Consider the following 14,264-nt stretch of genomic DNA (forward strand, 5'->3'; position numbering starts at 1 on the left):
TTTGATAATGATTTTAGCAAGATAGATAGGATGAGGGGAGTTTACCCTTAAAAAATTGCACGACAAAAAGACCAACGATAGTTGGATTTCCTAAAATACAATATTTAACAGATTATTTATTACAACAATGAAGAATTCTATTCCTGAATCTATCAAAATTTCTATAGCCGAAGGCTATTCTTTTAATAACTTTGATTTTATTATTAAATCCTTCTATACAAGCATTTGTATAAGGAATATCAAAAGAATTACAAATCTCATTAAAATATCTGATATAGGTATTTGCACATCTTTTCAATTCATTGATACCACTATTTTGTGCAAGTTTAATCCAATCTTTTAAGAGGACACGAGCTTCGTTAGAAGAAGGTGAAGCATCAATAATACTCAATAACTTTTCCTTTAAAGTGTGGGCAATTGCTAATTCACTATTATAAGAAAACATAACTTGTAAAGCTAACTTTGAATCTGTATCAAGTAAGCCATATCTTTTTAAAATAAGCTTTTTACTTCTTTTAAAGTATTTTCTTAATTTAATTGATAGTTCTCTTTGGATACGTTTTCTTACCGCTTCTACTGCCCATATGACTTGTCTAATATAGTGAAATTTATCTATAACAATTACAGCATTTTTGAAATAAGTTTTAGCTAAATCAATATAGGGTTGCCACATATCACAAATAAAGTGTGTAACGCTATCGCGATTTTTAATTTTTCTAAAATAATCTATAAGAATATGCTCTTTTCTATCTTTAATAATGTCTAGTATTTTATGATTAACAGGATCGACTATTGCACAATGATATTTAGAACCACCAGAGTTACCTTTAAATTCATCTATAGATATTATTTTAGGTAAATTAGTAGGAGAAGAGTAAGATACATTATCAAAAATACGTTTTATAGTATCGATAGATAGATTAGTTTTTCTAGCAACTGATGTCATACTATATTCATTAGATAATTCATAAATTACAAACATAGCTAATCTATTAGTTATTCTATGATAACGAGGTAAAAATTCTATATGTTCATAAAATTTTTGCCGCAGGCATTACAACGATATCTACGTTTTTTAAGAATGATAAAAGTATGTTTAAAGAATAAGGGTATGTCTTTAATACGCTGAATTCTATAATCGTGAACTCTTGTAACTTTGGAATTACAATTAGGGCAAGTACAAATTTTTTCTTAGTTTCTAAGTATATCTCAATGTACGTGTCATTATGAATAATCTTTTTATAATAACATCTTTAAAACCTAATAAATTTTTGATAGAATTATTAGTGTGCACTTGATGGATGCCTCCTTTCAGGTAAGGTTTTTGTTTGGTTATTTTAATTTTACCAGGTGTCTAATCAGGTGCACATATTTTTTGTAAAAAATATGCTGGGTCTACGCCCCAACATTTATTATAGAACCAATTAATATTAAGACTTAAGTTAAGGTTAGGGAGTGGAGCTATGTCAAAACACGAGGAGATTATAAAATATATTCAAAGTCTTAAGGTGGGTACAAAAATTTCTGTTAGGTCAATTGCAAATGCTTTAGATGTAAGTGACGGAACTGCATATAGAGCAATAAAGGATGCAGAAACATTAGGTATAGTAAGTACAATTCCAAGGGTAGGAACGGTTAGAATTGAAAAGGTAGAAAAAAGAATATAGAAAATTTAACCTATGCAGAGGTTGTAAATATAGTTGAAGGTTCAGTACTTGGGGGAAAAGATGGTCTTCACAAAACTCTAAATAAATTTGTTATAGGTGCTATGACTTTGGAAATAATGAAAAAATATATTTCACCTGGTAATCTTTTGATTGTAGGTAACAGAGAAGAGGCACAAAGGCTTGCCCTTGAAAGAGATTGTGCTGTTTTGATTACAGGTGGATTTACTTGTTCAGATGAAATAAAGCAACTTGCAAATAAAAGGGATTGCCAATAATATCATCAACCTACGATACTTTTACAACGGCTTCAATGATAAACAAGGCAATCTCAGAAAACTTAATAAAGAAGGATATAATATTAGTTGAAGATATAATGAAAACAGAAATATCCTATATTAATGTTAATTGTACAATAAAAGAACTTAAGGATAAGATGTTAAGTACAAAGCACGGTAAGTTCCCAGTAGTAGATGATTTTAACAAAGTTGTAGGTATAATTACAATTAAGGATATAAAACTTGATGCATTAGATGATGAACCAGTTGGAAGGTATATGACAAAGGATCCTATTACAGTAACACCAAAGACATCAGTTGCCTATGTTGCACATATTATTGTTTGGGAGGGCATTGAGCTTATTCCTGTTGTTGAAAATAAACAGTTAGTAGGTGTTGTAAGTAGACACGATGTTATTAAGGCACTTCAGTATGTAAATAGACAACCACAGGTTGGACAAACTATTGATGATTTAGTACTTAAAAACTTTACTTGTATAAATACAGAAAAAGGAATGAAGTTTACGGGTAAAATAATACCTGAGATGTTAAATCCAATAGGAACAGCAAGTTGGAATGCTCTTACTTTAGTTATGTCTACTGTTGGAACAATTGCACTAAGACAGAGAAATCACCTAAATATTGCGGTTGATTCCTTTTCGGTTTTTTATGTAAAACCAGTACAGGTGGATTCTGTTGTTACAATAAATACTTCTATAATTGATATGGGAAGACATTATTCAAAGGTTGAGATTGAGATGTATAATGAAAATGAAAGGGAACTTATAGGTAAGGCTATTCTTAGTGCAAAAATACTTAAGAAAAATTGATGGAGGTTAATATGTCAGGTTTTGTTCACCTACACGTCCATACAGAATACAGCCTGCTTGATGGTTCGGCGAAAATTGGTAAATTAGTAAAAAAGGCAAGGGAACTTAATATGAAGGCCCTTGCCATTACTGACCACGGCAGTATGTATGGAGTAATTGAATTTTACAAAAAGTGTAAAGAGAATAATATAAAACCTATTATAGGTTGTGAAGTATACATTGCACCAAGGGGACGCTTTAGAAAAGAAGGTAGTATTGACGCAGAAAATTACCACTTAGTTCTTCTTGCCAAAACAAATGAAGGATACAAGAACTTAATGAAGATAGTTTCTTCTGCTTTTATTGATGGATTTTACTACAAACCAAGGGCAGATTATGACCTTTTAAAAGAGAACAATAAAGACCTAATTGCCTTAAGTGCTTGTTTAGGTGGAGAAGTTCAGTTCCTTCTTTTAAAGGATGAGTATGAAAAAGCAAAAGAAAAGGCCCTTTTATACAATGAAATTTTTGGACAGGGTAATTTTTATCTTGAACTTCAAAACCACGGCTTTGATGAACAGAAAAAAGTAAACGATCTTCTTGTTAAATTATCAAGGGAGACAGGAATTCCTTTGGTTGCAACTAATGATGTGCATTATGTTGAAAGAGAAGATGCAAAGGCCCACGAGATACTTCTTTGCATACAAACAGGTAAAACAATTGATGATGAAGAAAGGATGAGCTTTGAAGTAGATGAGTTTTATCTAAAATCTATAGAAGAGATGAAGGAAATATTTAGGGGCTATGAAGAGGCTCTTTCAAATACACTAAAGATTGCAGAAGAATGTAATGTTGAATTTGAATTTAATGTGACAAAGCTTCCAAAGTTTGAAACCCCAGATGGAATACCATCAAATGAGTATTTAAGAAGGCTCTGTTTTGAAGGCCTATATGAAAGATATAAAAATGTGACTAAGGAAATAACTGATAGATTAGAATATGAGCTTTCAATAATTGAAAAAATGGGGTATGTAGACTATTTCTTGATAGTTTGGGATTTTATAAAATTTGCAAAGGATAACAATATAATTACAGGACCTGGACGTGGTTCTGCAGCAGGTTCAATTGTAGCATATACATTAGGTATAACCAAAATAGATCCAATAAAGTATAATTTACTTTTTGAAAGGTTTCTGAATCCTGAAAGAGTAAGTATGCCAGATATTGATTCAGATTTTTGCTATGAAAGAAGGCAAGAGGTTATTGATTATGTTGTAAAAAAATATGGTCAGGATAGGGTTGCACAAATAATAACCTTTGGTACAATGGCGGCAAGGGCCGTTATAAGGGATGTAGGAAGAGCACTTAATTATCCATATGCAGAAGTTGATAGAATAGCTAAAATGATTCCTATGGAATTAAATATAACTATAGATAGAGCCCTTGAACTAAATCCTGAACTTAGACAGGAGTATGAAAATAATGAAAGAATAAAGTATTTAATAGATATATCAAAATCACTTGAGGGACTGCCAAGACACTCATCAACCCACGCAGCAGGAGTTGTTATTGCATCAGCTCCACTGGTTGAGTTTGTTCCTCTCTCTAAAAATGATGAAGCAGTTGTAACTCAGTTTCCTATGACAATTCTTGAGGAACTTGGGCTTTTAAAGATGGACTTTTAGGGCTTAGAACTTTAACAGTAATCAGGGATACAATTGACCTTATTAAGAAAAATAGAGGCATTGATGTAGATTTAGATAAACTAACCTATGATGACAAGGAAGTTTTTGAACTTATAAGCCAAGGTAATACAGAGGGTGTATTCCAGCTTGAATCTACAGGTATGACAAACTTTATGAAGGAACTTAAGCCAAACTCCCTTGAAGATATAATTGCGGGTATATCCTTATATCGACCAGGTCCAATGGACCAGATACCTACTTATATAAAAATAAAAATAACCCAGAAGATATTGAATACCTTGATGAAAAATTAAAACCTATACTTGATGTAACATATGGCTGTATGGTTTATCAAGAGCAGGTAATGCAGATAGTAAGAGACATTGCAGGCTATTCTTTAGGCAGATCCGACCTTGTTCGTCGTGCTATGGCCAAAAAAGCACGATGTTATGCTTAAGGAAAGACAAAATTTCATTTATGGACTTGATGATGAAAACGGAAATATACTTGTTAAGGGTGCTGTAAGAAACGGTGTAAGTGAAGAGGTAGCTAATAAAATTTTTGACCTTATGATTGACTTTGCAAGTTATGCCTTCAATAAATCCCACGCTGCTGCTTATGCGGTAGTAGCATATCAAACTGCATATTTGAAAAAGTATTATCCAGTTGAGTTTATGACAGCACTTATTACAAGTGTGGTTGGAAATAATGATAAAGTTGCTTTTTATATTCACGCCTGCAAGAAGATGGGGATTGAGGTTCTTCCTCCAGATGTAAATGAAAGTGAATATTCCTTTACTGTAATAGGAAATAAAATAAGGTTTGGACTTGGAGCAATAAAGAATGTGGGACGTGGTGCAGTTGAGGCAATTAAGGAAGCAAGAATTAAAAAGGTGCTTTTACAGGTTTTGTTGATTTCTGTTATAAAGTAAACCTATCTGAAGTTAATAAAAAGGCTGTTGAAAGTATGATAAAGGCGGGTGCCTTTGATTCATTAAAAATAAGAAGATCACAGCTTATGGCTTCCTATGAACGAATAATGGATGCAGTGGCAAATGAAAAAGAAAAACATTAGATGGACAGATGTCTTTATTTGGTCTTGATGCACAAAATCAAAATAGTGTAAAGGAAGAATACGAAGATATTAAGGAGTTTGATAAAAAACATCTTCTTGCAATGGAAAAGGAGATGATGGGGCTTTATATAAGCGGCCATCCTCTTGATGAATATAAAAGGAATTAGAACTACTTTCTACAACCAAAATAACAGATATAGTTAGTGTAGAGGAAACAGAAATAGCAGTTGAACATAAGGTGAAAGATGGAGAAAAGGTTGTTATTGCAGGAATAATAACATCTGTGAATATAAAAGCTACAAGAAACAATGATATGATGGCCTTTATAACAGTTCAGGATTTATATGGTAGTATAGAAGTTTTAGTTTTCCCTAAGATTTATCATAAATCAAATAAAAATATTTTAGAGGATAATATAGTATTGATTAAGGGAAGAATAAGTATAAAGGAAGATGAGCAGCCAAAGGTAATTGCAGAGGAGATAGAACCTCTAAGGAGTTCAGAATTTAAAATTAATAAGGTATATATAAGATTAAATGAAGACAGTTGGAATAAAGATATAGAAGAACTAAAGCCTATATTTAAAAAATATACTGGAAACAATCCTGTATATGTAGTTTTAAGCAATTCTAAAAAAATGTTTCAAGCATCAAGAGAACTATGGGTTGATATGTCAAAGGAACTAATAGATGAGCTTACAGATAAAATTGGTGCTGAAAATATAAAAATATCTTAAATTTCTTTGACAAAAGTATAGGGACAAGGTAAAATTTAATTTGTCCCTTTAATTTTTAAATAAAATCAATAAAAAAATTAACGATTTTTATATTGATTTTATTTGACAAATTTTTTAAAATTAACTTGTTAGCATTTTGGTGACAATTGAATAATTATTAAATTTTAGTTGCATTTCAGGTTAAATTTTACAATGAATAAATTAAGTAAATGCGAATAAGAGGGTTGGACAAGATACATATTAATATTAAGAATTAGAATTATCCTTTTACCAAATTTCTATGTGGTAAATTGTAAGATAATATTTTTATAACAAAAGTGGGACATAGCTTGTCCCTATGGACAAAAAGGAGGTAATAAAATGAGAACAATAGGAGTATTAACAAGCGGCGGAGACGCACCAGGTATGAATGCGGCAATTCGTGCAGTTGTTAGAACAGGTATTGCAAATGGTTTAAGAGTTATGGGTATACAAAGAGGATACAGCGGACTTATGAATGGAGAAATATTTGAAATGACAAGATCAAGCGTTTCAGATATTATCCAAAGAGGTGGAACAATCCTTAAGTCTGCAAGAAGTGCAGAATTCAGAACACCAGAGGGAAGAAAGAAGGCATACAATGTACTTAAGGTATTTGGTATAGAAGGATTAGTTGTTATAGGTGGAGATGGTTCCTTCACTGGTGCAAAGCTTTTATCCGATGAGTGGGATATAAAGACAGTAGGAATTCCAGGAACAATCGATAACGACCTTGCATATACAGATTATACAATAGGATTTGATACAGCAGTAAATACTGTACTTGATGCAATAAATAAGCTAAGAGATACATCATCTTCCCACGAAAGAGTAAGTGTTGTTGAAGTTATGGGAAGAAACTGTGGAGATATTGCACTTTATGCAGGACTTGCAGGTGGAGCAGAGAGCATAATAATTCCTGAAGAAGATTATAATTTTGATGAACTTTGTAAAACTATAATTGAAGGCAAAGTTAAGGGTAAGCTTCACAATCTAATTCTTCTTGCAGAAGGTATAGGTGGAGCAGAAGAACTTGCTAAGAAGATAGAAGAAGTTACAGGAATTGAATCAAGAGCAACAGTTCTTGGACATATTCAAAGAGGTGGAAGCCCATCAGCCTTTGATAGAATATTAGCTTCAAGACTTGGTGCAAGAGCAGTTGAACTTTTACTTGAAGGTAAATCAAAGAGAGTTGTTGGTATGAGAGACAACAAGATCGTTGATTTTGACATAACTGAAGCTCTTGAAATGGAAAAGAGAAGAGATGATCACAAGAAGCTTTATGAACTATCTAAGATATTAGGATATTAATTAAAAGGAGTGAAATTATGAGAAAGACAAAAATAGTATGTACAATAGGACCTGCAAGTGAAAAGGAAGAAGTTTTAAGAAAACTTATTGAAAGTGGAATGAACGTTGCAAGACTTAACTTCTCACACGGTTCTCACGAAGAACACGGTGCAAGAATTGAATCTATAAAGAAGTTAAGAAAAGAACTAAATAAGCCTGTTGCAATCCTACTTGATACAAAGGGACCAGAAATAAGAACAGGTACATTTAAGGATAAGAAGGTTGAACTTGTTGAAGGACAAAGCTTTATAATTACAACAAGACAAGTTGAAGGAGATAATACAATCTGTTCAGTTTCATACGACAAACTACACGAAGATGTTAAACCTGGAGATACAATACTTATAGATGATGGTCTTGTAGGGCTTAAGGTTGAAAAGATAGAAGGACAAGACATTCACTGTATAGTACAAAACAGTGGACCTGTTAGTAACTACAAGGGAGTTAACGTACCAAACGTTAAGATAAACCTTCCAGCTTTAACAGAAAAGGATATAGCAGACCTTAAGTTTGGTATAAGAACAAGGTGTAGACATAATAGCTGCATCCTTTGTAAGAAAGCCACAAGACGTTATAGCTATAAGAAAGGTTCTTGAAAAGAACGGTGGAGAAGGAATTTTAATAATATCTAAGATAGAAAACCAAGAAGGTGTTGACAACATAGATGAAATTCTAAAGCTATCAGATGGTATAATGGTTGCAAGAGGAGACCTTGGTGTTGAAATTCCAACAGAAGAAGTTCCACTTGTTCAAAAGATGATAATAGAAAAGTGTAATAAGGCTGGAAAGCCAGTTATAACTGCAACTCAAATGCTTGACTCAATGATGAGAAATCCAAGACCAACAAGAGCAGAAGCAAGTGACGTAGCAAATGCTATATTCGATGGAACTGATGCAATAATGCTAAGTGGTGAAACTGCAAATGGTAAGTATCCAATCGAAGCTGTTACTACAATGGCAAGAATAGCTGAAAAGGCAGAAAGTGCTCTAAACTATCAAGCTGTACTTGAAAAGAGAAGAGCATATCACAAAAATTCAGTACCAGATGCAATAAGCCTTGCTACTGTTACAGCAGCTACTGAACTTAGTGCTTCAGCAGTTATAACAGCAACTCAATCAGGAAGTACAGCAAAGATGGTATCAAAATATAGACCAAAGTGTCCAATTATTGCAGTTACTCCTTATGAAGAAGTAGCAAGAAAGCTTGCAGTTTCTTGGGGTGTTTATCCAGTTGTTACAGAAAAGGTTGAAACTACTGATGAATTAATAGATAAGTCAGTACAAGAAGCTCTAAATCACGGATATGTTAAGAAGGGTGACCTTGTTGTTGTAGCAGCTGGTGTGCCAGTTGGATTTACAGGAACAACTAACTTAATGAAGGTACATATAGTTGGAGATGTTCTTGTAAAGGGAAAAGGTATGGGTAATTCAACATATGGAACAGCTTGTGTTGTAACAGATATGTCAAAGTTAGAAGAACAACTAAATGAAGGAGATATATTAGTTGTTAGAAATATAGAAAAGGAACAACTTCCAGTTATTATGGATAGAGTAAGTGGTGTAGTTGCAGAAGAAGGAGGACTTACATCACACGTTGCAGTAGAATGTATTAATGCAGGAATTCCTGTTATAGTTGGTGCAGAAGGTGCAACAGAAATAATAAAATCAGGTACTCTTGTAACAATTGACCCAAGAAATGGTATGGTTTACAGTGGAAAAGCTAATGTAATGTAATAAAGTTAGGCCTTTTGGCCTAACTTTATCATATAAGTTTACCTCCTTAAGCCCTTTCAATAGGGCTTATTTTAATATATAATAAATTTAAAGGGGTACGCTTAATGAAAAAAGAAGATTAGGAAAAACAAATATAATGGTCTCAGAGGTAGGTTTTGGCGGAATACCAATTCAAAGAATTACAAAGGAGGAAGCAAAATCAGTAATAAAATATGCAGTTGAAAATGGAGTAAATTTCATTGATACAGCAAGAGGGTATGGAGTAAGTGAAGAATATATAGGGGATGCTCTTTGCGGTATAAGAAAAGAAGTGTATATTGCAACAAAGTCAATGGCAAGAACTAAGGATTCAATGATGGATGATATAGAAAAGAGCCTTAGGAATTTAAAAACAGACTATATAGACCTTTATCAATTACATAATATAAAAGATGAAGAAGCACTAAAACAGGTAATGGCAGAGGGAGGAGCTCTTGAGGCACTACTTCAGGCTAAAATGGAGGGAAAGGTTCTTCATATAGGAGTTACTTCCCATAGTTTAGATTTATTAAAAAGATATTGCAATATGATGTGTTTGAAACAATAATGTATCCGTACAACATTGTAGAAGACCAGGCCGAGGAATTATTTATGGAGGCAAATATAAGGGATATAGGAATAATTGCAATGAAACCCTTAGCTGGTGGTGCACTTGAGGATGCAGAGCTTGCTATTTCCTATATATTAAATAACAAAAATATATCGACTGTTATACCGGGTATGGATAAAATTGAACAGGTAAAACAAAACATTTTAGCTGCTGATTTAAATTTTAATGATGAAATGATAAAGAAGTGTATGGAAATAAAGAAAAAATATAGTGACAGCTTTTGCAGAAGGTGTGGATACTGTATGCCCTGTCCTCAAGGAATAGACATACCCTTTTCATTTATTTTAAAAGGGTATTATGACAGATATGACTTAAAAGAATGGGCTACAGAAAGATATACTGCTATGAAAAGGCACGCCTCAGATTGTATAGAGTGTGGTTTGTGCGAATCAAAGTGCCCTTATAATTTAAAAATAAGGGATATGCTAAAAGGGGTAGTTGAAAGTTTTGGATTTTAATGTATAATAATAAAATTAATTGTAAATAATTAAAATAGAAATTTAGCGGGGCTTAATTCTACACAGTTTCACACCTTTAAGGTGTGATTTTTTATAGTATAATATTGTATTAGTATCAAAATAAAAAGGATAGGTGATGAAATTGAAAAATATACCTGTTGAAAAAACAAGGATTATATAGTTAATATAACAGGAATGGGTTTTCAGGGAGAGGGTGTTGGAAGAGTTGATGATTATACACTTTTTATTGAGGGTGCAATAGAGGGAGAAGAGGTTAAGGTAAAGGCAGTAAAAACACAAAAAATTATGGATTTGGTAAGTTATTAGAGGTTATAAAACCTTCAGAATATAGAACTGAACCAATATGCCCAGTTTATAAAAGATGTGGAGGGTGTCAGATACAACATCTTACCTATGAGGGCCAACTAAGCTTCAAGAGAAAAAGAGTTGAGGACTGTATTGAAAGGATAGGAAAACTTGAGGGAGTTAAGATACATAATACTTTAGGAATGAAAAATCCATATAGATATCGAAACAAAGTACAGCTTCCAGTTGGAGAGAAAAATGGGGAGGTAGTAATAGGTTTTTGCACCAAGAACCCACGATATAATAGATATTAATACCTGTTTTATTCAAGATGAAGTGGCTGACAAGGTTGTTAAAATAACAAAAGAATGGATAAAGAAGTATAATGTTAAGCCCTACAATGAACAAACAAAAGAAGGTTTAATACGACACATTATGGTAAGACAGGGCTTTAAGACTGGTGATGTTATGGTAGTTCTTGTTTCAAGGAAAAAACAAGTTCCACATTTAAAGGAGTTTGTAGATAGTATAAAAGAAAATATAGATAACGTAAAGAGTATTGTTTTAAACATAAATCCTAAGGATACAAATGTAATATTAGGAGAAGAGTGTGTAACGATTTTTGGACAGGACTTTATTACTGATTATATAGGTCAATTTAGATTTAATATTTCTCCACTTTCATTTTTCAAGTAAATCCAGTTCAAACTGAAGTTTTATACAATAAGGCCTTAGAGTACGCAAATTTGACAGGGAGGAAACTGTATTTGATGCATACTGCGGAACAGGTACAATATCACTGTTTTTAGCAAAGAAGGCAAAAAGGTATACGGTGTTGAAATTGTTCCGCAGGCTATAGAAAATGCTTGGGAAAATGCTAAACAAAATGGTGTAAGCAATGTTGAGTTTATTGTTGGTGAATCTGAAACGATAATACCTAAACTAATTGAAGAGGGTGTTAAGGCAGATGTTATTGTAGTAGATCCTCCAAGGAAAGGATGCGAAAAATCCCTTCTTGAGGCAATTGCAAAAAGTAGCCCAAACAGGATTGTTTATGTTTCCTGTGATCCTGCAACACTTGCCAGGGATTTAGCAATACTTGATGAATTAGGCTATAAAACCAAGGAAGTGCAACCAGTTGATATGTTTCCACAAACAGCACATGTTGAGTGCGTAGCACTTATAGAGAAGAAATAGCTTAAAATATCAGGGGACGGAGAGCTTATGCTTACCGTCCTCTCTTCTACTGAAAGTATTTCATTACCTAAAACAAGTTTAGCATGGACAATAATTATAATATTAAGTTTGTTTTGTACAGCATTTGGATATGTGGCACAAACTTATGCCCAAAAGTATGTATCGGCAAGTCAAACAAGGTGCAAACATTCATAGGATGATTCAAAAAATCAAATGAAAATTATCAGGCTGAAGTAAATATTAGTTATACTTATGAAAATTTAGATTATTATATAAAATTATTGTATGAAAACAATGAATCAAACAAAATAAAGTTAAAATTACCGTTTGTTTAGTATAAACTAATACTAGGCCAAAAATATAATTGAAAATTAGGCCACCTAGAATAGATACTTTCTCTTATGGAAAGGATAACATAATAACATAAGAGGAAGTGTTGAAGGTGATAAAGTTGAAGGATAAACAAGAAATTATTCTAGAATATATTAGAAATGGTAAGTCCCAAAGACAGATAAGTAGAGAGACAGGTATTTCAAGGGAAACTATCAGAAAATATATTAATGAATATGAGAAAAACCTCGTAGAACTAGGAAGTATTAAAGAAGGTGATGAATTAATTAAGGTTGATTTGATTGATGAAATTGTTAAGACTCCTAAGTATAAAACAGGGAAGAGACAGAAAAGAGTATTAACCGATGAAGTTATCGACAGAATAAAATTTTACTTAAAAGAAAATGAAAACAAACGATTAAATGGCTTATCGAAACAGCAAAAAAGAAAAAGGATATACATGAAGCTTTGATAAATGAAGGGTTTAATATAAGTTATCCCAGCGTAGCACAAGCAGTTTCTAAAATAGAAAGAAAGGAAAAGGAGGCATATATAAGACAGGAATATACTTTAGGAGATGTGGTTGAATTTGATTGGGGAACAGTTAAAATTTATACAGAAGGAGATGTTTTAAGAGAATATCAAATGGCTGTATTTACATCTGCTTATGGTAATTTTAGATGGGCACGACTATTTCCTAAGCAAGATACACATTGTTTTCTTGAAGCACATGCTCTGTTCTTTGAAAGTATAAAAGGAGTATATAAAACAGTAGTATATGATAATACAAGAGTTGTAATTAAAAGATTTATCGGTAGATATGAAAAAGAACCTACTGAGGCACTTTTAAAGTTATCTCTTTACTACAAGTTTAATTTTAGATTTTGCAATATATATTCTGGTAATGAAAAAGGGCATGTAGAAAGAAGTATAGAATTCGTAAGGCGAAAAGCCTTTGCTAATAAAGATCATTTTAGTTCAATGAACGAAGCAAATGATTATCTTCAACAAGTTTGTACAAACTTAAATAGCTTACCACAAGCATCCCATAATAATAGAACTGCATTACAAATGCTTGAAGAAGAGAGGGCATATTTATTACCTAAAATGCCTATATATGAAACAGCAAGGATTGAAGATTTAAGAGTAGACAAATATTCTACAATATCAATTGATTCATGCCATTATTCAGTACCAGATGCTTATGTGGATTGCATTGTAAGATGTAAAATATATTCAAGTAAAATTGTAGTATTTTATGAAAAGAAAAAATAACAGAACACATAAAAAGACAAGGGAACAATCAATGGGAAATAAAAATAGAACATTATCTAAAGACATTGTTTAGAAAGCCTGCGGCTTTAATTAACAACACTGCTTTAAAACAAGCAGATAATAGTCTTAAAGAAATATATGATAATTATTATAAATCAAGAGAAAAAGACTTTATAGAACTAATACAACTTGTTGGAGAAATAGGAATAGATGAAGTAAAAGAGGTATTGAAATATTAAGAAACATCTGTCCTACAGATATATCTACAAATAAAATAAAATATATTTGCAACAGAAGTAATGACATTGAATTTTATAGAGAATATTTTAAACAAAAGCAAAATGACATAATAGACTACTCAAAAGATATGCTTAATATATATTCTAAAATGTTGTCAGAATATAATAGTTAAAAATAAGGATATAAATGGAGGTAATAAATATAAATAATATGGACAAAAATAAGAAACTATTAATGAATGGAATTTTAGAATATACTAACTATCTCAAATTAACATTTGTAAAAAGTAAAATTAATGAACTTTTAAAAGAAGCTACTTTAAATGATATGAGTTATGAAGAATTTTTATATAAGCTTTTACAAGGTGAATATGATAGGAGGCTTGATAATCTTAAAAGAATAGAATTAGAATGGCTGAATTTCCATATAAAAATATCTCGAAGATTTAGTTGTTGAAGAG

4 protein-coding genes and 6 pseudogenes are annotated in these 14,264 nt (G+C 32.0%); 8 read left to right on the top strand and 2 right to left on the bottom strand.

What is annotated here, in order from left to right:
* Window positions 1-112: 112 nt before the first annotated feature.
* Both PL321_RS13080 and PL321_RS21535 read right to left on the bottom strand, forming a co-directional pair.
* Window positions 113-1,051: an ISL3 family transposase gene (locus PL321_RS13080; protein WP_337961026.1), complete on the bottom strand. Its 939-nt coding sequence runs from the start codon at window positions 1,049-1,051 to the stop codon at window positions 113-115.
* Window positions 1,024-1,185 carry a transposase family protein gene (locus tag PL321_RS21535; RefSeq protein ID WP_443110716.1) on the bottom strand — a complete coding sequence of 54 codons (162 nt, stop codon included), beginning with the start codon at window positions 1,183-1,185 and terminating at the stop codon, window positions 1,024-1,026. The genes PL321_RS13080 and PL321_RS21535 overlap by 28 nt, the downstream gene beginning before the upstream one ends.
* Before the next feature lie 278 nt (window positions 1,186-1,463).
* Here PL321_RS21535 and PL321_RS13090 point away from each other — a divergent pair.
* The 8 genes and pseudogenes from PL321_RS13090 (at window position 1,464) to PL321_RS13135 (ending at window position 14,260) form a co-directional block, all read left to right on the top strand.
* A pseudogene (locus PL321_RS13090) lies at window positions 1,464-2,772 on the top strand (DRTGG domain-containing protein).
* Window positions 2,772-6,247: pseudogene (locus PL321_RS13095) on the top strand (DNA polymerase III subunit alpha). Before PL321_RS13090 ends, PL321_RS13095 begins: the two co-directional pseudogenes overlap by 1 nt.
* Before the next feature lie 360 nt (window positions 6,248-6,607).
* Window positions 6,608-7,576 (top strand): 6-phosphofructokinase, encoded by a 969-nt coding sequence (gene pfkA, locus PL321_RS13100; RefSeq protein ID WP_273962342.1) that lies wholly within the window; start codon window positions 6,608-6,610, stop codon window positions 7,574-7,576.
* Window positions 7,577-7,593: 17 nt separating this feature from the next.
* A pseudogene (pyk, locus tag PL321_RS13105) lies at window positions 7,594-9,349 on the top strand (pyruvate kinase).
* Window positions 9,350-9,485: 136 nt separating this feature from the next.
* Window positions 9,486-10,456, top strand: a pseudogene (locus PL321_RS13110) (aldo/keto reductase).
* Between the two features lie 136 nt (window positions 10,457-10,592).
* A pseudogene (gene rlmD, locus PL321_RS13115) lies at window positions 10,593-11,959 on the top strand (23S rRNA (uracil(1939)-C(5))-methyltransferase RlmD).
* Window positions 11,960-12,401: 442 nt separating this feature from the next.
* Window positions 12,402-13,976: pseudogene (gene istA / locus PL321_RS21540) on the top strand (IS21 family transposase).
* 14 nt (window positions 13,977-13,990) lie between these two features.
* The gene (locus PL321_RS13135) at window positions 13,991-14,260 is read left to right on the top strand and encodes a hypothetical protein (protein ID WP_273962148.1); all 270 of its coding nucleotides are present in this window, start codon (window positions 13,991-13,993) and stop codon (window positions 14,258-14,260) included.
* Window positions 14,261-14,264: the final 4 nt, after the last annotated feature.

The organism is Caloramator sp. mosi_1, from assembly GCF_028622835.1.
In the GTDB taxonomy this organism is placed as follows: Bacteria; Bacillota; Clostridia; order Clostridiales; family Caloramatoraceae; genus Thermobrachium.

Bases quoted from the DNA above. Each gene is read 5' to 3' on its own strand.
- pfkA (WP_273962342.1), top strand. From the start codon at position 6,608: ATGAGAACAATAGGAGTATTAACAAGCGGCGGAGACGCACCAGGTATG.
- PL321_RS13135 (WP_273962148.1), top strand. From the start codon at position 13,991: ATGGAGGTAATAAATATAAATAATATGGACAAAAATAAGAAACTATTA.